General features: G+C 31.4%; 17 protein-coding genes, 1 tRNA gene and 4 pseudogenes. 13 read left to right on the plus strand and 9 right to left on the minus strand.

Features of this window, described 5'->3' with window-relative positions:
- Positions 1–9 precede the first annotated feature (9 nt).
- A complete protein-coding gene (locus AACL19_RS05355; protein ID WP_339045471.1) occupies positions 10–864 on the minus strand; it encodes an Rpn family recombination-promoting nuclease/putative transposase in 855 nt (284 codons plus the stop codon).
- Positions 865–964: 100 nt separating this feature from the next.
- Between AACL19_RS05355 and mutL the strand changes: the two are divergent.
- Positions 965–1618, plus strand: a pseudogene (mutL, locus tag AACL19_RS05360) (DNA mismatch repair endonuclease MutL); the annotation flags it as partial.
- 1130 nt (positions 1619–2748) lie between these two features.
- Here mutL and AACL19_RS05365 read toward each other — a convergent pair.
- Both AACL19_RS05365 and AACL19_RS05370 read right to left on the minus strand, forming a co-directional pair.
- Positions 2749–5169 (minus strand): hypothetical protein, encoded by a 2421-nt coding sequence (locus tag AACL19_RS05365; RefSeq protein WP_339045472.1) that lies wholly within the window; start codon positions 5167–5169, stop codon positions 2749–2751.
- 135 nt (positions 5170–5304) lie between these two features.
- Positions 5305–5580 (minus strand): hypothetical protein, encoded by a 276-nt coding sequence (locus AACL19_RS05370; RefSeq protein WP_339045473.1) that lies wholly within the window; start codon positions 5578–5580, stop codon positions 5305–5307.
- 217 nt (positions 5581–5797) lie between these two features.
- Between AACL19_RS05370 and AACL19_RS05375 the strand changes: the two genes are divergently transcribed.
- Positions 5798–6925 carry a hypothetical protein gene (locus tag AACL19_RS05375; protein ID WP_339045474.1) on the plus strand — a complete coding sequence of 376 codons (1128 nt, stop codon included), beginning with the start codon at positions 5798–5800 and terminating at the stop codon, positions 6923–6925.
- Between the two features lie 10 nt (positions 6926–6935).
- The gene (locus AACL19_RS05380) at positions 6936–8093 is read left to right on the plus strand and encodes an ankyrin repeat domain-containing protein (protein WP_339045475.1); all 1158 of its coding nucleotides are present in this window, start codon (positions 6936–6938) and stop codon (positions 8091–8093) included.
- Positions 8094–8375: 282 nt separating this feature from the next.
- On the opposite strand, the gene AACL19_RS05385 is transcribed toward AACL19_RS05380, so the two are convergent.
- Positions 8376–8451: transfer RNA gene (locus tag AACL19_RS05385), tRNA-Val, on the minus strand.
- Between the two features lie 384 nt (positions 8452–8835).
- Here AACL19_RS05385 and AACL19_RS05390 point away from each other — a divergent pair.
- Entirely contained in the window at positions 8836–8976 is a 141-nt protein-coding gene (locus tag AACL19_RS05390; RefSeq protein WP_339045476.1) for an ankyrin repeat domain-containing protein, read from the plus strand.
- A gap of 987 nt (positions 8977–9963) precedes the next feature.
- Positions 9964–10284 (plus strand): annotated as a pseudogene (locus AACL19_RS07130) (IS256 family transposase); the annotation flags it as partial.
- On the opposite strand, the gene AACL19_RS05395 reads toward AACL19_RS07130, so the two are convergent.
- The gene (locus tag AACL19_RS05395) at positions 10234–11211 is read right to left on the minus strand and encodes an aspartate carbamoyltransferase catalytic subunit (protein ID WP_339045477.1); all 978 of its coding nucleotides are present in this window, start codon (positions 11209–11211) and stop codon (positions 10234–10236) included. The pseudogene AACL19_RS07130 and the gene AACL19_RS05395 overlap by 51 nt on opposite strands.
- A 65-nt stretch (positions 11212–11276) precedes the next feature.
- Between AACL19_RS05395 and AACL19_RS05400 the strand changes: the two genes are divergently transcribed.
- Together AACL19_RS05400 and AACL19_RS05405 are read left to right on the plus strand one after the other, a co-directional pair.
- Positions 11277–12959: a GspE/PulE family protein gene (locus tag AACL19_RS05400; RefSeq protein WP_339045478.1), complete on the plus strand. Its 1683-nt coding sequence runs from the start codon at positions 11277–11279 to the stop codon at positions 12957–12959.
- 77 nt (positions 12960–13036) lie between these two features.
- Entirely contained in the window at positions 13037–14290 is a 1254-nt protein-coding gene (locus tag AACL19_RS05405; protein WP_339045479.1) for a hypothetical protein, read from the plus strand.
- A 10-nt stretch (positions 14291–14300) separates the two neighbouring features.
- Here the strand turns inward: AACL19_RS05405 and AACL19_RS05410 are convergent.
- The 3 genes and pseudogenes from AACL19_RS05410 to AACL19_RS05420 all read right to left on the minus strand — a co-directional run.
- A pseudogene (locus tag AACL19_RS05410) lies at positions 14301–14675 on the minus strand (IS4 family transposase); the annotation flags it as partial.
- A gap of 516 nt (positions 14676–15191) precedes the next feature.
- Positions 15192–15317, minus strand: coding sequence for a hypothetical protein (locus AACL19_RS05415; protein ID WP_339045480.1), 126 nt, complete (start codon positions 15315–15317; stop codon positions 15192–15194).
- A gap of 174 nt (positions 15318–15491) precedes the next feature.
- On the minus strand, positions 15492–16025 hold the full coding sequence (locus tag AACL19_RS05420; RefSeq protein ID WP_339045481.1) for a hypothetical protein: 534 nt from the start codon (positions 16023–16025) through the stop codon (positions 15492–15494).
- Positions 16026–16240: 215 nt separating this feature from the next.
- Between AACL19_RS05420 and AACL19_RS07135 the strand changes: the two are divergent.
- The 4 genes and pseudogenes from AACL19_RS07135 to AACL19_RS05435 form a co-directional block, all read left to right on the plus strand.
- Positions 16241–16321: pseudogene (locus tag AACL19_RS07135) on the plus strand (hypothetical protein); the annotation flags it as partial.
- Between the two features lie 489 nt (positions 16322–16810).
- Entirely contained in the window at positions 16811–18151 is a 1341-nt protein-coding gene (gene terL / locus AACL19_RS05425) for a phage terminase large subunit (RefSeq protein WP_339045482.1), read from the plus strand.
- An 83-nt stretch (positions 18152–18234) separates the two neighbouring features.
- Entirely contained in the window at positions 18235–19152 is a 918-nt protein-coding gene (locus AACL19_RS05430) for a hypothetical protein (RefSeq protein ID WP_339045483.1), read from the plus strand.
- Positions 19153–19235: 83 nt separating this feature from the next.
- The gene (locus tag AACL19_RS05435) at positions 19236–20105 is read left to right on the plus strand and encodes a hypothetical protein (protein ID WP_339045484.1); all 870 of its coding nucleotides are present in this window, start codon (positions 19236–19238) and stop codon (positions 20103–20105) included.
- On the opposite strand, the gene AACL19_RS05440 is transcribed toward AACL19_RS05435, so the two are convergent.
- Positions 20102–20890, minus strand: a complete 789-nt coding sequence (locus AACL19_RS05440; protein ID WP_339045485.1) for an enoyl-ACP reductase — start codon at positions 20888–20890, stop codon at positions 20102–20104. The genes AACL19_RS05435 and AACL19_RS05440 overlap by 4 nt on opposite strands.
- 175 nt (positions 20891–21065) lie before the next feature.
- On the opposite strand from AACL19_RS05440, the gene recO reads away from it, so the two are divergent.
- Both recO and AACL19_RS05450 read left to right on the plus strand, forming a co-directional pair.
- Positions 21066–21788, plus strand: coding sequence for a DNA repair protein RecO (gene recO / locus AACL19_RS05445; RefSeq protein ID WP_339045486.1), 723 nt, complete (start codon positions 21066–21068; stop codon positions 21786–21788).
- 73 nt (positions 21789–21861) lie between these two features.
- Positions 21862–23517, plus strand: coding sequence for a hypothetical protein (locus AACL19_RS05450; protein ID WP_339045487.1), 1656 nt, complete (start codon positions 21862–21864; stop codon positions 23515–23517).
- Positions 23518–23603: the final 86 nt, after the last annotated feature.

Raw genomic sequence — 23603 nt, forward strand, 5'->3', positions numbered from 1 at the left:
TAAAACAGTTTAATCTTTTTGTAATTTTTTGATCTCATCTAAAGGTAAGCCGGTAAACTTGACAATGGTGTTTACATCAACATCATTAGCTAGCATAGCCTTTACCACTTCAATTTTGCCTTCAATTTTCCCTTCATCGAATTTTTGAGCTAAAGCAGCGATTTCATCTCTAAGACGTTTTTTTCCTTGCTCATAGGCTGATAATTCTTGTTCTGACCAGTTAAATTTATTCATTTCCTCATAGGCACGTTTAATAATTAAATCACTACCAACTATTTTATCTAAGTCCTCTTCCCTTGTTTCTGCGGCATATTTAAAGAAATAACACCATTTTTCAACAATATTTTCTAATTGATCTTCTTTAGTCTTAGAAAACTTGGGTAGTTCAATAAATGTAAAGTAGATGTCTTTTAAATCATGCTCAAAGCTATCTCTATCTAAAATAACATGATCTGACTTATAGCCTATTTTGTCAGGAAAAATAATGCAATCAGCAACAGCAACAAAGATTATTTCCTTAAGATTATGATATTTATCCCCTTGATCTGCTTGACCTGAATAGGCTTTAGCGGCATAGTATTGAGCACGTTTTTCAAAGCCTTTGGTTTTAGTGAATTGCATCTCGACAATATATTTGATGTTTTGAGAGTCCTTACATAAAATATCAACTATGCTCTGTTTTTTAGAGGCAATCTCAGGATCTAAAACAGTGGTTAAAAACTCAACTTCCAAAATTGCACCTAAACCAGTAAAACCAAGAATATCATTAAGAAAGTGAATGAGGATATCTTTATTCTTTTCAGAACCGAATATTCTCTTGAAGGCAACATCATTGCGAGCATCGAGAAATTTAGAAATAGTCATATATAGAAAGGGAATAAAACCTTAATAATTATACCCTATTTAAAGTAACTTTACAAACGTAAAGCTAGGTAATAGACTGACCCAAAAAGTTAGGGATAGTGTGGCGATAATTCTATTAGATGCAAAAACGATTAACCGCATAGCAGCAGGAGAGGTAATTGAAAGGCCAGCCAGTGTTGTAAAAGAATTAGTAGAAAATGCTATAGATGCCGGTAGCAGTGAAATAGAGATAAAGATAGAGAGTGGTGGGCGTAACCTCATTACTGTTTTAGATAATGGTAATGGCATAGAGAAGGAAGATATTGAACTGGCATTTAAGCGCCATGCAACTTCTAAACTTAAAAATGATGATGATTTGATGGAAATAAAACATTTAGGGTTTCGGGGAGAAGCACTACCTTCAATTGCTGCAGTAAGTAGAATAAAACTTTCATCGCGAGCAAAAGCTGCTTGGAGTATAGCTTATGAAGGTGGAGAAAAGGTGATGGATCTTACTCCTGCTTCTATTCCAGGTGGTACAGAAATTGAAGTAAGGGATTTGTTTTTTGCCACTCCTAATAGACTTAAATTTTTAAAAACTGAAAGAGCAAAAACTCAAGCAATTGTTGACATTATAAATAACTTGGCCATGATAAACCCCAGCATCGGTTTTACTCTTAGCGCCAATAATAAAAGGCTTTTAAAATATAATAAGCAAGAATCACTACTGTTTAGGTTACGCGAGATTGCCAAGGAATTTGCGGAGAATTCTCTAGTATATAGAACTCTTGATACAATAAGAACTAATATGGGACATGATTTATGTGGGAAAAAAATGCATAGAGAGGAAATGTATGACTTTGAACCAAAAAAACATCTTGGACAAATTAAAACTTTTTACAAAAAGATAAAGCAAGTAGTTGAAAACGTTGTGGAGGAAGAAGGTCTAAAAATTCCTTCTCTTTTTAGTTATGAAAAAGGGAAATCCATCAAAGAAGATATAGTGCGCAAAGAGATGGAAGAACAGATAGCAAGGGAATTTGCAGAATTAAAAGCAGAGCTAATTGAGTTTGAAAACAGACCAGATGTAATTGAACAGCGCCGTATAAAGGCAGAACAAGAAGAAGAACAAGAGAAAATCATAAATGAACTAGCAGAACTAAGACGGAAAGCATATCCCATCTTCAGAGAGAAGGTCAGCAAATTTGAAGATAAATTGCAAGATATAATTAAAACTATAGAGAATAAGGATAATAAGATTGTAGAAGCAATTATACATTATGTTAAAGATAATGGTCAATATTCTGTAGAACAGGTGATGAATGCAGTAATAACAGAAATAGAACTGAATAAAGAACAAATAATAAAGGAAGTAACAGAGCTTAGTAAGCATAAAGAAGAAAAGATGAGGGGATTGAAAGCTTACGAAAAAGAGGAGCAGCGTTCGTGTGAGATAGAAAAAACAAGAGGAATATATCAACTTATTGATAAGTTTATTAATGCAGGCATAGCAAGGTTTAATATAAGTGAAAACAATATAGATGAGTTAAGTCAGAATAGTGAAAGCAAACAAACTGAACCAGATACAGTGGTTGATGAGGTAAAAGTAGAAGAGGGAGTTGATGTAGTTTTAGATTTAGTTTCTCAAGCTGGACCATCTTGGAAAATGTAAAAAAGTTTGATTGTGCTACTTGTTATCTTTCAAAGGGAGTATTCAACAAACCATAGGCGTCAATTCCCAAATTAAATAATAAAGTTAATAGATTGTAGATTTTTCTAAAAAACTTACCACAGCTTGTCTCCCTAAAAGACAGGTATAGAAAAAGCAGAATATCTACATTAAGCTCTCTACATTCCTTAACTTGACGCGTATGGTTTTGTTAAACTTCCTCATTTTGTTTCTAATTAATTTGGCATTGTTAATGCACTTCTAACAATATTTATTTTACATAAATCCAGTAACTTTGCTGGTTCGGATTGCTTTCGGTTATTTGATTTTCTACAATTATAGAGATCCACATCTATAGAAATATCATCAAAAAGTTCATGCATAGTATACATTGCGTTATTCTGTAGATTTGCACTATATTTTATATGTGAGATGACTGTTTTGCTTTCTTTTGCCAAATTAACTAGCAAATGTAAATCTTGCTCATCTGTAATTCCTTGATTTTGAAAATAGCTTTTATCTTTTTCTGTTTTTGGTAGATCTTTTATTTTTAAGTACTGAATTTTATTTAGAGATTCTTGTGTTATCTCTTGGTATTTACCATTTGTAAAAAATTCCATGAATTTTACATTTGACATATTTTCTATAAACTTTGTTACATTTGTATCATCATTCAATAGATCTTGTATTGTGTTTAATAATTCATCGTTTGTTCCAAACCCTTTGATCTCACTAAGTAATATTTTTGTGCTGTCAAAATTAAGTAGTTGATTGAAATAATAATCTACTTTATCTTTTAAATCTGAAACAAATTTACCATCAATGAAGTGCTCAAGTTTAGTGTTTTTTATGGTAGGGAGTATAGTAATACTATATTCAGATCTAGTTTCATTTACAGTACATAATTGACTAGAATTTCTTAGAATAAGCACAAATAAAGAAATATTTTTTAAGAATACTTCTGCTCGTTGAGCATCTATCAATTGCTTGAAATATGCTTCTCCCTTTTTAAGAAAAGAAGCGATAATATAATTGATCTCAAGGATACAATTAACCTTTTCTTCTATATCCTCAAATTCAAATATATACCCATCCTCTTCCATATATGAATAGCGCTTCTTCTTTGATACTCCATCAATTAAGTCATTCTCTATTAATGTACAGAATAAACTGTAATTCTTTAATACTTCTACTATTTTAGTTTCATCAAATCTTGTATCTGAAATCATTTTTATCATTTCATCTGGATAGAATAAAGATCTTGAACCAAACCAAGAATCACACAATAAAGAGTAATTAGCCTTATGATCTATTTCAAAGGAACTGACTAACTTATCTAATACTCCCTTATTGCGTTTGCTATCTAAACAATCAAATAATGCTAAAATTTCGTCAACAGCATCAGTAGCTTTTGATTTATTTTGATATAAACTTTGCACCCTTACAAAAAGACAAAAATCTATACCACTTATTTTTTGAATAAATTTTTTATTTGCTAATAAAGAATGTGCCTTATCTATACCACAGGAATCATAATCTACTAAATACATAAGAAAAATTGAAGGGTTATACTTATAAGCTCCCCTTGTATCAATTAATTTTAAACTTTCAATGACATCTTTATCCTTTATCATTGAAATGAATTTATTACATTCCTGTTCACACATTATTCTATATGTATAATATTTAAATATGCTTGTTATATCAGAATCAGGTTTAAAATTCTTACACAAGGTTGGAATTAAATCATTAGAAAATAATTTAACTAATGTATTGAGACTTTTTTTTGGTAGATAGCTATATCTATCATCTGAGTCAGTTTGTAAGTAAGCTTTAATGATTTCTATTTCTAGTTTTGTTTTTTCTTCAAACTTAAAAGGATAATTTTGCAAATGAAAAGATAGTGCTTTTAATGAATCATGGTTTGTAGATAAGGCTGATAACCGAGATGCTCCTTCCAGAACGGATGAGTAGAATCGGTTACTTTCATCAAAACAGCAAAAGAATTTGAGAAAGCCAATGCTAGCACTATTAATAACTTCAATGAAACTTTCATGTGTACAAGCTTTATTAATTGCATGTACTTTATCAAGTTGCCTACTATTTATTTTTATTAGACGTTCTAACGTGCTCAAGTGTTCAAAATCATTTAATTTTAAATAATCAAAAATGATTTTGAGCTTCTTACGATCAGTAATTTTTATAATAAGGTTGGTAACAAGCTCTAGATATTTTCCGTTCTGCAGTCTGTCATTTAACCCTGCTACGAAGAATGGATTATTTACAACCAGACATCTATTAACTTCGAGTTCAGATAACATCTCTATCACTGATGGACACTGGCTATATAGGTAAGTAATATCTTTTGTATCTAGATTGTCATTTTTAAGAAGATTTATCAATAGATCTCTATTACTATTTTTCATCTTAAGAAAAGCTTTAAAGTTACTTATTGCATTAAGTTTGCCTAATAGTTCTGGAGCAAATAGCCCTAAAACACTACTGAACTCGACTCTTTCTTTATGCCAAAGAGAAAAGAAGAACTTCGGAAAAAGTAAAATTCTTGTAAGGAACAAAACTGCTGAAAACGGTAATAGAACTATATAAAGCGGTATTAATAATATCTTCTTTGCCACTTTTTCAAAGTTTGTCTTCATACCCCTCATATTCTTCTCTGGTCTGATTTTGTGATGTTAATTATATTAATAATATAATAAATCTGAGTTCTTATCAATGAATTATTTAAGAAAGGGGATATACTAAAAGTTTGTTTTGATTGAAAAAACAGAATGCTAACTTTGTTTTAAAAAATTATCACTTTTCAAACACTCAGGAGCGAGTACATTTCCAAGTGCAGTCAATGTACCTGTATCTGAATTTTTTGCTTTTTCTTCACTGACTTTTTCACTAATTTTTACTATAGCGAAACATACAGCTGAAAGGAATGACATTCCAATAAAAATACCAGCAGCAACAATAGGATTAAATACTACTCCAGCCATTGATAAAGCTATTGCAGAATAAATTCCTACTGCTATAAGTGGAGATGCTATTATAGCAACATACATAGCCTTTATTTGTTGGGCTAGTTTGCTGTGATTGATCAGTGCTTATGCTTATTCCAAAAACAGCAAGCGATATTTCTTTCTGTTCCATGAAAATCCGAGCATTTCTGATAGATTATTATATTAAATAATTTAAGAAAATCTAAAATTATTAATTATTTAATTTACTTTATACTAAAATAGTAGCATAATATATAATTAAATTAATATATTGATAACTATGAAAGATAATGCTTATGCATTTATAATAGATTGTAGTTTAGATAAAAAAGGTAATATAATCATTTACGAGTTACAACCTTTTACTGAATCAGGTTTAGGAGCAGAAAAGGGAACACAACAGAATGCTTTTGAAAAAGCATTTCCTAATCAATCTGTATACATAGGGCATCTTGGTGTTAATGTCAAAGGTGAGCGTGATTATATGTTTGTAAAAGGTTGTAATGATGTTACAGATAATGAATTTTATCAAGATTATACTTATAAATCTACCCCATCAGAATATGAAATAACCCAATTAGATAATAAGGTCTATCAAAGATTATATTTACCTCAAGAAGTGTCTCCAGAGCATCTAATGCTAGATCTATCTATAAGTTCTGACAATTTAGCAAATCAGGTTGTTCAATATTTTAAAGATAAGGATATAACTAAAATAGCATTAAAACATCCAGATAGAGCAGTTGGAAAAGGTAATATATTTATCAATGATTTAGCTAACAAAAACGAGGTCGAAAAAGGGATAGAACAGTTAAAAAATCTTAACGGATTACACAGTAAATCGCCACCGTCATACCTTCTTGCGGAAAAACAAAAGATATTTCCAAGAATTAGTAGAAAAACTGGAGAACAAAAAGACGGATATTTAACATATAGAATTGTTGGTATAGCAACCAAAGAGGAAAATGTAGGATATTTTATTGCTACAAAGTCACTTTCTGAGGAAGTAAATTCTCATAAAAGAAAAAGTATGAAACGCTATTTTGGTGAGGAGCATGAAGCTATTGATAGTGATGATGCTAATAATAAATGGCAATCTATTTATATAGGGCCTAAAGATAAGTATTTCAACATTGGTGAAAGAAAAATACCAATAAATAAAGATGTTATACAAGAAGTATTTAAATCTGCATATCATCTGTACCATGACATTAAAGCTCATACAAAAGAAGAATTTGAAGCAAATATAGCAAAATTGGCTAAGTCCAACAATCATGAAATTGCTTTTATGGATTCTAAGTTTCAAAAATCAGAATTAGTTGAAAAGAATGATTTTGTAGCTTTGTTAAATGCCAGTAATGCACAATACTCACCATTAATAGATAAGATTCTAAAAGAAATTTTATGAACAGTCAGATTTGATAGCTATACGTAATACGCTTGATAATACTGATAACCCTGTGTTAAAAGCTGTGTTATGTATGATAGGAAGACAGAAAGATCCTGTGAAAAAATATGATATTAAAGATTTCATCATGAAAGAATATTATGAACATTATAATATCACAATTGAAGAAATTGTTACTATTGCAGCAAAAGAAGGATATCTTAATTTTATAAAACACTATGTTGATAATAAAAATATTAATGAGAATTCAGAAATTCGAGCAATGCTTGCTAAGGTATTGGCTATTGCTGCAAAAGAGAGTAGGGAAATATTAGAATTCCTAGTTGAGAATGGAATTGATATTAACACTATAAATAAGAGTGATAATACACTTCTTACTTCAGCTGCTTATAATGGGAATATAAAAGTAGTACAAGCATTAATAAAAGTTGGGGCGAAGGTAGATATACAGCGCAAAGATGGTATGACAGCGCTAATGTTTGCTGCTCAAAATGGTTATGAAGAAATTGTAGAAAAGTTAATAAAAGCTGGAGCTACGGTAGATGTAAAGGACAATAATAACAGCACACCACTACACTTTGCTGCTCAAGCTGGGCATGCAGAAGTGGTAAAGTTACTAATTAGCAAGGGTGCTGATGTAAGTTTAAAAAGTAACATAATGGGTAACACGTCATTACATTTCGCTGTTGAAGGTAAATGTGTAGAAGTGATAAAGGCTCTATTAGATGCTGATACAAATAATTCTATTGTAAATGAGGAGAACAAAGATTGTAATACAGCATTACATTTAGCTGCTCTAGGCAGCAATACAGAAGTAGTAAAATTATTAATTGAAAAAGGAGCAAATATTGATATAAAAAATGCTAAAGGAAAGACATTTTTAGATTTAGTGAAAGACTCTCAAGTTTGCATACCATTACTAGAATTAGTTGCAAAATATAAACCTGAAAATACAAAAGATTTTCTGTCAAGTGAGCCCGATTTAATAAGCAAATTAAGCAAAGAAAATAATTTGGGTAAGGAATTAAAAGAAATAGTTGATGAAGTGGAGAATACACAAAGAGTCAGTAAAAAAGAGGGTTTTCTTCCTCGTCTCGTTAATTCAAAAGTGCTCGTTAACCCCAGAATAGAAGAATTAAAAAAAATAATAGAAAAAAGTAGAGATTGAAATATTACAAAATCCAATAGGCCTTCAGTAAAAAATATTATACTCTCCAGCACCAACAAGAATCCAGATATTTACTTTCGTTTTACTCTCTCAAAACCACAAAAAAGTATCCATATTTTAGAGAAAAAGAGCTGGAAACATTGCATTATGGAAAACAAAACATAGGATTATTTGAAGTATAATAGGGCATTAGGGTATACATGTATACCGAGTAAGATTAGCTATTGTTGCGGTTTTTAGAATAACATGAAGTTAAGCAGAGAGAAGTTCGTTACGTTTATATGGTGGGCGATGACAGGCTCGAACTGCCGACCTCCTGGGTGTAAACCAGATGCTCTACCAACTGAGCTAATCGCCCTTAACCTTACAGCATAAGCTTATTGTAAATATAGTAAAAGAAAAAATGATACAATGCACTAACTTTATTTAGAAGAAAAGAATAATGGATTTTATTGTGAAATAAAAGGGTTTTAAAGATGTACATCAAACAGAAAATATAGGTAGAATTTTAAAGAGGAAAATACCAACTAGTTATATGCATCAGGGAAAGGTAGGGGGCATAGTAGTGTTTCATAAGAGAAGAAAAGGTAGTATAAAAGAAGATTATTGGGAAAGTGGGGAGAAAGTTAAACTATTTTTACTATAAAAATGGTGCGTCAAATTTTTCTGGAATATAGTTTGTTAATAGCGAAGTTATCTGTTATAAAAAAATTTTTGCATATCCAAATATAACATCGTTAAAGTGAAAAAAGGGGGGTATGTTGAGGCAAGTGATAGAAAATCTGAGTCTTTACTTAATGAACACAAAAGTATAGAAAAAATTAATGTTAGAGATGAAGATTGGAACACACCTTTACACATTGCTGTTAAAAAAGGGATTTAAAGAAATTGTAGAGTTCCTTTTAGAATATGGTGCAAAAGAGCAGAAAAATGATTAAATTACTTTATACACACAAAAAAATTAATTAATTAAATTTTGTAACTGTAAATTACATTTGATTCAAGTTGATTTTTCAATGAGCTTTTGAGATAACATGCTGTATCAAATCGAGAAATAGGCCTAAAAATCTATCAAACAATGAGGAAGAAAAGCACAAAATCGTGGGTCATTTGAGCTCAAAAGGATCGAATCTCAAATAATCAACTTAAGCAAGTGATATGGGCTATCAAAATATAATGTCACATATTGAAACGACCACAAAATATCAGAGGTAGACTGATAAATTATTACCAACAAATGGCAGCAAAGACAAAAAAGCTCTGAATACAAATTTGGTAACCAAGGGAGTGTTCCCCAAACTGGATCAAACAAGAAAAATATTAACATAAGATATGAAATGAACGAAAAAACATCGAATAAAAACAGTGGATTAGTAGACTATAAAGAGTTAATATATTATCGTCCATTCGAGGTCGCTAACTGGCAAAGGAGGAGCCTCTGATCAATAGAAGCAAGTTTAGAAGGTGAAATAGAAAATAAATGAGAATGAAGAAGTAGAAAAGTTCAAAACACAGATTCATTTGAGCTTATGAGATAGAGCTACAGGTAGTCAAAAAAAGACAGATTGATTTACATCCGAAGCAAAAATTTTTAGTATGTTTGCAAAGTTATAAAATCGCATATAGAAGAAATTTACGACCATAAGCAGCAGCAATATTACATATTACCAATGAGTGGCGCAATTACTTGCCCAATAATTTTTATGATTTTTTAAAGTTAAAGTAAGCAAATAATATACTTGGCATAGATCAAAAAAAGAGGTTTTTATCTAGCTGAAAGCGAAGGTTTTGGTTAGGGAATGATCTCAAAGTGTGGAATTTGTGTATTAAAAGCTTTCCTACAGCCATAAACAGCCAACGCAGAAGTGCAATTGTGTATGAGATAAGGAACTCATTAAAATATGTATCCAGCAAAATGAATGATTTGAAGAAAGGCTTCAAATAGAGAAATAGCTGAATGCTTGAATTAGAAGAAAAACGGGGAATCCTATGGCAAAATAATTGGGAAACTGGCTATTTTAAGTATTCTGATCCGGTTAGGTTTATACTACCAATCCCATAGAAATCAGGAAAAAACCAATTACAAATGCCTTGGTGCTATAAAAAAATAGAGCAAAATTGGACTATATCAAATTGGGCTTTAATCATCTCTCAACTTGATATTTTCTTTCCTAACAGATTGAAAATTTAGTTGAGTTTTTGACCCAGTTTGGAGAACACTCCCATTTTGCACAACAAAGTAGTGTAGCACAGCCTTCCTTACAGCAAGTCCAAATTCTACTTGTTTTAAAATAACTTCATTACTGTTTGCCAACTGGTAACTAATTTCCTTTCCTCTATTAATTGGACCAGGATGCATTATAATCATATCCTGTTTTGCATATGATAATTTCTCTTCATTTAGGCCATATAAGTGAAAGTATTCTTGTTCTGAAGGAATAAAAGTACCCTCTTTCATACGTTCCTTTTGAACTCTAAGCAGCATTAGAACATCGATATCTTTTATGCCTTCTTTTAGTGAATAATATACTGACTCTACTCCAGGAAAATTGCTACACATAAGAGTTGGCGGTCCAATTATACTAACTTTTGCCCCTAACCTACTTAGCAACCTAATGTTTGACCTTGCAACTCTGCTGTGCAGAATATCACCACATATTGCAACTTTTAAACCTTCTATTTTAGACTTAAAGTACTCTATTACTAAACAATCAGCTAGAGCTTGTGTTGGATGTTCATAACTACCATCACCAGCATTAATTATGCTGCATTTTGTATTTTTTGCTACAATAGCCATAATACCACTACATCTATGTCTTACGATCACGAAATCTGGTTTCATCGCATTTAGTGTTCTTAATGTATCTACTAGGGCTTCTCCTTTGTTTACCGAGGAAAAATCAACTGGAATGATAATAACATTTGCACCCAAATCTTTTGTAGCTATTTCAAAGGAAGATAGGGTACGAGTTGAGCTTTCAAAAAATAAATTAATAATTATTTTTTTCTTTAATATGTCGCTTTTTTTACCACTTGTGTACTCTCTTCCCAATTTCATTATTTCATCAATATCCTTTAAAGATAAGTCAGATATTTTAGTTAAACTTCTGCACGTCACAGTCATTTAGGTAAATAGTAACTATTTTATGTTAAATAAAGACAATTGCTAGGGGTACTTTTTTTATGAAAAAAAATAACAATGAGTATTCTTTAATTATTCATGAACTGTTAGCTCAAGGTCTTATATCACAAGATCAATTAGATATTGCTATGAGAATTCACAAAGAATCTCAAGATAAAACGCTAGAAAGGATTTTAGTTGAGCTTGGGTTTATCACTGAAAATACATTAAATAGTATTTTAGCTCCTTTAGATCTAAAAGATTTTGACCTTAAGTCAGTTATAATTGATCCATATCTAGTAAAATTAATTACGAAAGAAAAAGCTTTAGAGTACAAGGCTCTGCCAATTTTTGCCAAAGAAAATAACATATACATTGCTCTACCTGACGTAAGTGATATAACAACATTAGATAAAATAAAACGCTATTTACCTCAAGAATATAACAAAATTACACCAATCTATGCTTCAGAAGCTGAAATAATACAATTAATAGATCAATTTTATGGCTATGAAATGTCTATTAACAGTATATTACAGGAAATAGAGAGTGGTACTGATAAGAGGGAAGAATTAGAGTCTTATGAGAATCCTACAGTGAGATTGGTTGATGCGATACTTATAGATGCGGTTAGAAAAAATGCCTCTGATATTCACCTTGAACCAGAACAGATGTTTGTTAGGCTTCGTTATCGTGTAGATGGTTACCTACAGCAAATATGTAGCTTCCATAAAGATTACTGGAACGCTATTTTGGTAAGAATTAAGGTTTTATCTAACATTGACATAGTAAAAAGTAGAACCCCACAGGATGGTAAAATAAGTTATAATATGTTTGGACGTAATATAGATTTGCGTATTTCAACTCAGCCTACTATACATGGAGAAAACGTTGTTTTGCGTATACTAGATAGGGAACATGCCCTTCTACCAGTAAGTGAGCTAGGATTTAGTGAATATAATCAAGGTTTAATAACAAAGTTACTGAAAAAACCTGAAGGTATAATTATTGTAACTGGGCCTACAGGTAGCGGTAAAACTACAACTCTTTACTCACTGCTTAACCAAATAAACTCTGCACAAATAAATATCATGACGATAGAGGATCCAGTTGAATACAGCTTGCCTATGATTAGGCAATCAAGCATGAGTAAGATTGATAATATGTCTTTTATTGAAAGTATTCGCTCAATAATGAGGCAGGATCCAGACGTTATCCTTATTGGTGAGGTAAGAGATCAGCAAAGTGCAAGTTCTGCACTTCGTGCATCAATTACAGGTCACAGAGTATTTACCACTTTACATGCAAGTGATTCGGTAAGTGCAATACTTCGTTTAAGAGATATCGGTGTGCCAGTGTATATGCTATCCGGGTCAATTACATGCATAATTTCTCAACGTTTAATGCGTAGGTTATGCGTAGATTGTAAGAAGCAGTATCCTGCAACAGATAAAGATTGCTCTATTTTAAATATTAGCAAACAAGAAAATATCTATCACCATACTGGATGTAAAAAGTGCTTTAGCACCGGTTATAAGGGTCGCGTAGCTATATGCGAGGTTTTATCCTTCGATTTGAGTCTTGATGAATTAATTACATCCGGTGCTAGTTATAGATCTGTAGTTCAATACATAGAACAAAAGGGTTTTATTTCTATCTTACGTGATGCACAACAAAAAGTTCTAGCTGGAATATCAGATATAGATGAATTAGTAAATGTGGTTGATGTAACTAAACTGCTTTAGTTTAAAATTTTCATTTTTATATTGACAAAGCTTTACTATTATTAATAACGTAATACATTAATAATAAAATAAATAAAATGAATATTATATCTAAACAATACTATGAATTTCTTAGTACATTACAAGAGATATTTCGCATTATAAATTCAAAAGAGGTAAAGATAATAAAAATAGACGAAGGAATTATCTGTTTTCAGAATGAAAAAGGTAATAATATTGAAATATCTACAGCACATGACGTCGTTCAATATTGCTCTAATGATTATAAAAATCGTGAGCTTTTTATGTATGATGGAGTTAAAATTCAACCAATAGGTAAGGGTAATGATGAAAGTGTTAGTAAGGTATCTCTTGTTTATAACCAAAAGGAGATAAACTTTTTTTCTTTTGTAGTAAATTGCCTAGCTCAAGACTATGGAAGCCCTAAAAAGAATAAAGAGTTAAAGAAGGCTCTTAGCGTTGAACAAATTGTTCTTTATTTAGAAAAATTCATTATTGATCCTGTCTATGCTCCAAAAATATATAGCATAAGTGAAATTACTGATAATGTGGTTGGTCCACTTGGTAAAACTATAGATCAAATTAAAAATTTTCTTGAGCAAAATCAAATGCGTTATTTTAATCGCCTTAGTATTGATAAGGAAAACAAAACTATTTCTTTTGGATTTGTCAGCAAAGAAATTATAATGTCACAAAGTGATATATCTGCTATAAATGAAAATCGCTATAATATTGATTATTATGGCTCTATTTTGAAGTGTTTAGGTGAAGAAATAAAATCAAATGTAGCTATTACAAGACACACTTTTACTGCAGATCAATTCTATGCAAAGCTTTTACTCTATAATCGGAGATTTGACTGCCTTATGTCTAAGAAGTCAACTGTAAATACTACAGAAGGTCAAAAAACAGATGAATTCACAAATGTACAAGAAACTAGTACATCGCCTAGCTATACGCAAACTCTTATTAATCCAAGTATTAAACATAAAGGTCTTGTAGCAAACAATACAAAAAATCAAGAGATAAGTAAAACTACTAATGTGCAGAGTGAGAGTACAGGACATTATATGCCACTTAGCCATACACAAACTCCTGCTCGTCTAAGCACTGAACATAGTGATCTTATACCTTGCAAGCCAAACAGTAACGAGCAACAATTTTCAACATCGTCGTTAGTATTAGTAACAGTTATACCTGGTTTAATAATTCTTTTGCTACTTGCTTTAGCATATTATCGCTACAAAAAAAGAAGTGGTAATGAAGTTAGAACAGGTATTAATGCAGTGGAAATGAAATTAATTCCTTTAAATAATATAAACATCGTATGATTTGCTAATCTTTCCTTCTTCTGGCCATAGACTGTCCTTCAGTTAGCTTCTGACATATAATTCTTACTCTAATTTTCGCTTCTTTTTCTAACTCGTTTTCTAAAAAGAACTTATCCTCTAAACACTTTAATAACTCTATTTTTTGATTTGTTTCTATGTCATACATATTGGTATCGGATTTATAACTGCTAAGCTTCATCCATTTGTTTATTGGTACAATAAGTCAGATATTAGCAAATCATCAGTTGCCTCTATAACCCTGATCTGTTAGCTCATGATTTAGAATGTAATTTTATCCCATTCATAACCACTATACATATCCTTTATACAAATTTTCCATATCATTAGGTAGGCTAATATATCCTATGCTTTTAAATTGTTTTAAATTGTGAGATGTTTCTAAATAAAGTTGTTGTACATTCTTTTCATATTCAGTAAACCTAAAATTTAAACCTTACAGAATCTTCATTTAATAATTCCATCTATGCTACAACTCCTATGTTACCCAAAATCATTCAACTTCTTTTCTGTTATAGTTGATATTTCATCTGCTTTCTCATTACAAAATTCGTTGAGGATAAATTAGTTATTTTTCTCATTATAATTTTTTGTAATAAATTTAAGAGCCCTGTTTTTTTCTTCTCTCCACCAACTTCCCTTATCTGCACTCGTATGGTTTGAGGAATACTCCCATTTTCCCATTATTCAGAGTATACTAATACGCTGACTCTTTTTTCCAGATTTTGAAGCATTTCTGGTAATATCCATAAGTTCTGTATTATTGATTCATACCAGACTTTTAGGTTGCTTCAAGAATTCTGCTCTTTATTTCTTTCCCTATACCCATAGGTCTTTTTTTAATCCAATTTTCTTCAGTTGAAAATTAATATTACCCCAAAGTTCAGCTATTTTCGATAGAGTTTTGCGCAAATTTAATTTTGTGCTCCGAATTTTTTTCTGCCATTCGTAACCTTAAATCTTTTGTACATCCAATGTTTGCATTGCTTTTTTCCTTAACTGCTGGCATTTTAAATCCTTATCCTATCACCATCTAGTGGATGGGTTGTAATTAACTTGTCTGGTATAGTTAGGTGTCGTTAATTCGCTAGATAGTTTTGTGCGTACCTTAATATCTTCTTGAAGTCTACTTTTTTATGAGAAAGTTTGCTATTAATTTGATCATCAGATGTAGTTTTTCTTTTTAACTTGTTTCTGCAGCGAAAGTAGTTGCACTAGTGAGTTCAATTTTATTGTAAATCTCTCTAACGGGTACTGCATAAACTTCTTGTAATGTATCAAGTACAATATCTCTATTAGATGGAAATAATATATGTTGTACTATAGATTTTTCCAGTACGTGTTGCTTAAGATATTGCAATGCATTAAATGTATAATTATCACCAACTTTTTTAATATTATCAAGCTCCTTATCTAGTAGTTGAATATCTTCATTGTATTGTAACAATGCTGTTGAATCTTTATTTGCTTGTATTAATTGTGCACAGTGAGGGTAATTCCTCTTGAATTTTTTAAGTTCTTCTGTGAAATTCTTTAAAATAGGATCGTTATCTATCCTTGTTTCACTATCTAAATCAGCACATAAAATTGAAAGTATTAAGTTAACATTTACTGAGGTATTTAGTTGTTTTTTAATGGTAATTGGCTTTAGGTTCAAATTATAATCTTCAGCTTTACCCTCTGTTTCAACTACTAATAGCTTTTCTTTTACTTTCATATTATCCCCCCTACAACATATACAAAGTTATTAGCTCTATATCCTTTCTTTTTATTTTTATAAAAGGCTTTTAAAAATATTGTGTAGTTTAACCTACTACTAGTTAATGATCAACATAAACGTTCTTTCTAATACTCTATTAGATTAATATATCTATAAGTTATTTTAAAAGTGCTGTGGGTTTTAAAAGTGATATCTAATTTTTATATACTGCTGTTTTGAGAGAACATGTAGATGTGGCAGGGTTCCTTTTAAAAAATGGTGCAGATCTTAACGTTAAAGGAGTTAACAGATAATGTAAAAAATACTGCAAAAATTCTGCTTCCATGGTTTAAAACATATATGATATAAAGAGAGAGCCAATCTGGAGAGATTGAGGCTGTAGAGGCGGCCTTTAAAGTGGCAGATGTATAGGAAAAAAAGATCTGAATATATTGAATAGGATCTTTGGCGACCTACTGAATAGTTTTAGCTATTTTAGGCTCTTTTGCCTAGAGTAAGGGTTGATATCCTTATAGTTATATGCCTTAAAACATATAACCATAGCGCTTCCAATTATCAATTCTCTCATGGTGGGAATCCGTGAAAAGGGCTAAAAACGCTCCTCTCTCTGATGTTGTACACCTCTCCAGATTGGCACTAAATCAACAATAGGTCGATTAAAAAATCAACACACAATTCCTAAATCAAATTCTTTTTAACATCTTTTTTCAATTCCCTTTTATCTTTTTATTCTTTTTCTCATATTTTATGAAAAACCTAAGTAGTTGCAAAATACCAAATTATTGATTAATTTCACTGAGCTGTGCTTTGATACGGTATCGCCAGGGTATAAATATTATAATACCTGGCATATTAAAGTTATTGCTGATATATTGCAAGCTGCCTTTAGTGGTGAAGTAACGCGCATTATTGTTAACATGCCGCCAAGATCAATGAAGTCAATTTGTATTAGCGTTGCTTGGCCCGCATGGATTTTAGGAATAAGACCAGAAGCACGGATAATTGTTGCCAGTTACTCACAAATTCTCAGCTTAAAACACTCGCTTGATACTAGATGCATATTGCAATCTGATTGGTATAGGGAGTTATTTCCAGAAACCAAACTCGCACAAGATACTCAATGTAAGTTTCAAACAACCAAGATGGGATTTAGATTCGCCACTTCAGTTGGAGGTACCTTAACTGGAGAAGGGGGTGATTTTTTAATAGTTGATGATCCCCTAACTCCAATGCAGGCTGCAAGTGAGAGGATGAGAAGCCGTGCTAATACATGGTTTGATCAGACGTTTGCCACTCGGCTAAATGATAGAAAAACGGGAGTTATAGTTGTAGTGATGCACAGACTCCATCCGGATGATTTAACAGGACATTTATTGAGCAAAGCAGGTGGCATTTGGCATCATTTATGCTTGCCTATGATCTCTGAGGAAAAACAAACTATTTACTCACGAATGAGAGATATTTTATATGTTAGGGAAAAAGGAGAGTTGCTTCTTCCCGTAGGAAAAAAAGATATTGAGCAAATAAAAACAGAGCTTGGCACATATGCCTTTGCGGCACAGTATCAACAAAATCCACTATCTGAGTGTCAAATTAAACAAGAATGGATAAAACGTTACCGAGATTGCCCAAATGACTTATCTTATGTTACCCAAAGTTGGGATACTGCAAATTCGCAAGATAAAGATTTTAGTGCATGCACTACCTGGGCTAAAGTAGATAATATGTTCTATCTGCTTGATTCATACAGAGCAAAGTTAGAATATCCAAGCTTAAAACAGCAAGTACTATCTTTAGCTAAGCGATGGCAGCCTCATGCAATTTTAATTGAAGCCAAGGCTAGCGGTCAGCAGTTAATACAAGAGCTTAAAGCCAATAGTATTTTACCTATTATTAAGATAACACCATCTGCAAATAAAATTACTCGTTTCCATCAAACTGTTCCACTTATAGAAGCTGGTCGTATTTTTCTTCCCCATAGCGCTGTTTGGCTCGGTGATTTTGAATATGAGCTCTTTATGTTTCCAAAAGTTCGATATGATGACCAAGTGGATAGTATGACTCAATATCTAAATTGGGCTTACAGCTCTACGCATAACATTCCAAAAATTGTATGTTTTTGATTTCTTAAAAAGAGATATTATATTAATGTTAATATAGTATCAATAATGGTTTTGTCATACTTAGAAATAAAAATTATGCACGCTTGATAAGAAATAAGTATTTAAAATCACAAAAATTAAAAAAGAATTACGTAACCATATCTACAAATGAATATCTAGAATTACAAAAATATAAATTAAAGCATGAGCTAAAAGTAATCAGAGATTGTGATTATGAGAGGGAACGTGCTTTTAATAGTCATTGTGCTCAAAACTCAGAAGAATATTTTAAAATAGTAAAAAACTTAATACTTGATGGTATCAAGCATGGAATTATTGATAGTGACATTTATGATCTTATGTTAAGCGAACATTGTCTATTTTCTGAGATATTAGAAGATAGTGAATTAAAAGATGTATGTATTGCTGCTGTAAGAAATACTCCATATAACCTTTCAACTTATCAAACCGAAGAAACGGAGGTGAGTTCTGCTATATACAAAGAAGGAATTATTGGTAATATATTTACATACGCGCCAGAGCTCATATCAAATTTTCTTGAGGTAATTTCGTATTCATCAAAAAATAATATTTTCATACCAAAAAATTATATTTTTGATGTAGAAGAAGATTTTAAAGACAGCGTGGAAGAGGATATTAAAAATTATTGTACGATAAATATTAATGGAGATTATGATATTGAACCATACTACCTTCTACCTATAAAAGATAGTCTTCATTTTAAAGAATTTAAGCAATATTTTAAGGATATTTATAGTGCAATAAATTCCGATGATCTTGATAAAGTAAAAAGTAGTTTAGAAAAAATAAAAACTAGTGTTTCTGAGTATAAAGTAGATATTAGTAGTGTTGCTCAAGCATTATGCTGCTTAGCAAAAGAAGCTAAATCTGATCAAGATATTGGACATGCTATTTCTGATGCACAAGCAGATATTACCTTCCCTATATATCTAGAAAATACTAGCATATCTTCAGGTACTAATAAAGAAGGGAGGTTTTAATTTTTTTAGCTAAAAAGTATAGAGTTGAATTTTATGCCATTTTACTATACTATATTAGTAAGTTTTACTTATGTAAGAAAAAAATGCCTTATATTAATGAAGAAGAATATCAAGATTACCTTGAATTCAAAAATAAGCAACTGAATGATCAATTAAGAAACGCTGTTGCTACTCATCGTTATGATATAGTAAAAGAGCTAATTTCTAATCAGAAGTTAAAACCAATCGATGATAAAATGTGCGAATTGATATTTGATAAATCTATACTTCGGGATCTATGTCGAAAAGATTATTTGCATGATATAATAGATTTTTTTATGAAGTACGTTTCGCGTAATTTTTTGTATCATAATTACTTTGGCTATTACCTTCAGGAATGTGTGTATAGAAGATTTGTGTCGTTGAGTTTACAGGGTGTATTACCATGCTTATTAAAAGCTATATCAAACTCAGAGAGGTATGATATTTCCATTGATTTTATAAATGTTATATATCTAAAAGTGGCATTAGATGAGGAGAATGGGCCTAATCGTATACACTTAGAAAAAGCTCTAGAAGCTATTGATAAGTACTGTACAAGATTAATAGATGACTATAATTCGAGTTATGATGTTGACCCACACTATCTCTTATCAATAAAAGATGCTCCTAATTTTAAAGAATTTAAGCAATATTTTAAGGATATTTATAGTGCAATAAATTCCGATGATCTTGATAAAGTAAAAAGTAGTTTAGAAAAAATAAAAACTAGTGTTTCTGAGTATAAAGTGGATATTAGTAGTGTTGCTCAAGCATTATGCTGCTTAGTAAAAAAAGCTGGATTTAATCAAGATATTGGACATGCTATTTCTGATGCACAAGCAGATATTACCTTCCCTATATATCTAGAAAATACTAGCATATCTTCAGGTACTAATAAAGAGTTTCAATTTTCAATCTTGAAGCAGGCTTAATTAACGTCAATATCCATAGGTTTCATTCCTACAACGTTATAGCCTGAATCTACATGTAAGATCTCTCCGGTAATGCCACTGCTGAGATTTGATAGTAAAAATAAAGCTGCTTTGCCTATCTCTTCTATTGTAACATTCCTCCTTAGAGGTGAGCTTTTGCTGCTATAGTTTTGAATATAGTGAAAGTCTTTTATTCCAGAAGAAGCAAGTGTTCTTATAGGGCCAGCTGAGATGGCGTTAACTCTAATATTTTTAGGACCTAAATCACATGCTAAGTAGCGTACGCTTGCTTCAAGTGCAGCTTTACATAAGCCCATAACATTGTAATTTGGCATTACTTTTTCAGCTCCGTAGTATGATAGGGTTAGCAAACTTCCTTCTTGACTCATAATTTTTGCTGCTTCTCTTGCTAGAGCTGTAAATGAGTAACATGAAATATGCATTGCTGAAAGAAAATTTTCCAAGGAGGTATTAATATACGGTCCATTTAACTCATTTTTATCGGAAAAGGCAATTGCATGCACGAGAAAATCGATACTTTCCCATTTCTTTTTCACTTCTGCAAATGTACTATCTATCGATTTTTCATTTTTAACATCACAATGCAAAATTAACTGGCAATTTAGGTTATTCTTTTCTACTAATTCAGATATTTTCTCTTTTACATTATCTGATGGATAAGTCACTATCAACTCTGCACCTTGCTTTGCAAGTTCCTTTGTAATACCAAACGCTAGCGATCTTTCGTTTATAATTCCAGTTATAATTCCCTTCTTTCCTTGCATAATCCTGTTCACAGCAACTTTAGAGATAAATTATTTATATTTTATCTAAATAATAAAAATAGACAACTTCAATATGCAAGCAAGTATTTAATAAAAATATTAAGATATTTGAAATTTTGACAATATTAAATTAGTTTGCTAAACCTGAGGGAGAGTTTATGAAGAGTAATCCAAAATGCAATGGGAAGATGAAGGCGTTTTAATTGCAGTTAAGAAGTACGGTGATAATGGTTTGATTCTTTCTTTGTTTACAAAAAATAACGGTAAACGTCGGGGATTCATTAAGACATCAAAAAGCAGCAGTTACAAATTCGAGGTAGGTAGTTTATTTGCGGTTCAATGGAGAGCAAGGTCTTTAGATAATTTAGGCTACTTTAAGTGTGAACTAATGAGATCGAATATGTATTACCTCATTACAGATAAAATTAAGGCCATTGCTATTTCTTCTGCTTCTTCTATTTTAGAAAAAGTATTACCAGAAGGGGAAAAACAGGCAGCTTTGTATGAGGATTTAATTTTGCTTATTGATGCCATGCAACATGACGATTGGCAAAAATATTACCTTAAATTTGAACTGGAGCTTTTATCACAACTTGGTTTTGCTTTAGATTTAACTAAATGCGCTGTAAGTAAAACAAATGAGGATCTAAAATTTATTTCCCCCAAAACTGGTAAAGCTGTGTCCGAAAAGATAGGAAAAAATTATGCACACAATCTGCTTCCCTTACCGAAGATGTTATATGACGTATATCATAATTACCAAATTAATTATAAGCTAGAGGAGTTTCAGCTTAGTTTAAAAATTCTTGGATATTTTCTCAGTAAACATTTGTTTTCCCAATTTGCTACTGAGCTACCATTTTATAGGAAATTATTGATTTCTTCTAATCCATCTTAACTTAATATTAAGATTAGTATAGGTAATTATTTTTTCTTAGTTATACTATTGCAAATTTAAGTTTGGGGGATGTATGAACGACAAAAAAATAAGAGATGAATATAGGAATAAGTATCATGACTTTGTCAGCAAGGAAATCGTACCTATTGCCAACAAAACACTTCTTGATGATAAACAGATTGAGTTATCAGCTTATAACAATGCCGGCAGTGTTATTGGAATAAATTCAGTATTGGTTAGCTTTAAACAACATTACGGTCATCGTAATGAAGGGGGAGGGACTACATACATTAGTAAAACAATAGAGTATACATCGGATGAAAGGTACTATAGAGCGTTTGGTAACCTGGTCGATGATAGCATGAATAGAATTAAGGTTGGCAATCAAAACTCTTTCTTTGATTTTATTGCAGTATGCATTAACGGAGATGTGTATGATCATAAAATTTTTGCAACAAAAGAAGAGTTATTTAATCATTTAAGAGGGCTTATTGATGATAAGCGATATATAAATCAGCGCAGGGCTGCGTTTGAGCCAAGTAAATTTCCTGAAATGAGCGTGTGGAGACAGTCGGAATACTATGATTTTGTTGATAGTAGATTCAAGAAAAAACTATGCGAAATCGAATCCATTGGTGGTATCCCTGTTGCAAATACGATTGCTATAACAGATATAAATCTTAAGCAACAATTTGTTCGTTTTCGTGTAGAGGGGGACACAAAACCATATGTTTATACATCGAATTCTAAGTATCATAAGTCGATTACATCAGAACCAAAGTATGGACGTGTTCTCGATAAGGAAGAAGTTAATGCATTTAAAATAGAAAATAACGACCCTAATTTTATGTTTATATTAAGATGTCTAAATAAGGATAAAAAGGCTCTTGAACCGGTTTTACAATATCGTCAACCAGTGAAGTATAAGGAATTTACACAAAGAGAACTTTCTGCATACCTTGATGGGTTTATCAGTGATGATAAATATAAAAATGAATATGATATTACATTTGTACCAGTTGAAGTAAACCCTGGTGTGGATGAGTCATTAAAAGAGAAATATATCGATTTTGTTGAAAAAGAAATTAAACCAAAAATAAAAAATATGTGGATGGTATCTGCAGATGATGACTCAATATTTTTTGCTCAGCATTATGGAACACTTACAGTGATGGGATCTAAAGTTGACAATACGCCAGAACATGACGGTGCAGATGTTGTTTTGACTCCTCACAGTAGACTAAATTCTTATCGAAAGAAAGGTGGGCAAGAAGTATATGGAATCCCCAATGACAATCCTAATTTTAAGTTTATACGAGAGTGTTTAAGCCACAATGGGACAGAATCTAAATGGATCCAGTTTGTACCAACTAGAGAGGAATACCTTTCTGGAAACAATAAAGATCTACTTCAGCGTTTAGAAAAATTGCCTTTTAATCAACAATGCAAAGAAGATTATTTAAACAACTTTATATCCTTACCTGGTAGTTCTAGTAGCGCGGTGTCTACAATGTTACCACCAGTTATGCACCAAGCAGTTTTTTTCACATGGCTTGCTTATATACTAAGCCCAGTTATTAATCCAGTTTTTAATTACATAAGTAATAAAATTATTGGGCCAAATCATATTGATGATAGGGAAAAGAAGAAAGAGCTAAGTGATAAACCATCATCAAACATGACTGAAGCTAGGGAACAACAACTAGATAAAAAGGGTATTATGAAATAAATTATTAGCGGTTTTTGTAAACCGCTATATTTAAATAGTTTAAATATTATTGACTGTATTTTTACTACTAAATATACTGATACTTC

The organism is Candidatus Mesenet endosymbiont of Agriotes lineatus (assembly GCF_964019585.1).
In the GTDB taxonomy this organism is placed as follows: Bacteria; Pseudomonadota; Alphaproteobacteria; order Rickettsiales; family Anaplasmataceae; genus Mesenet.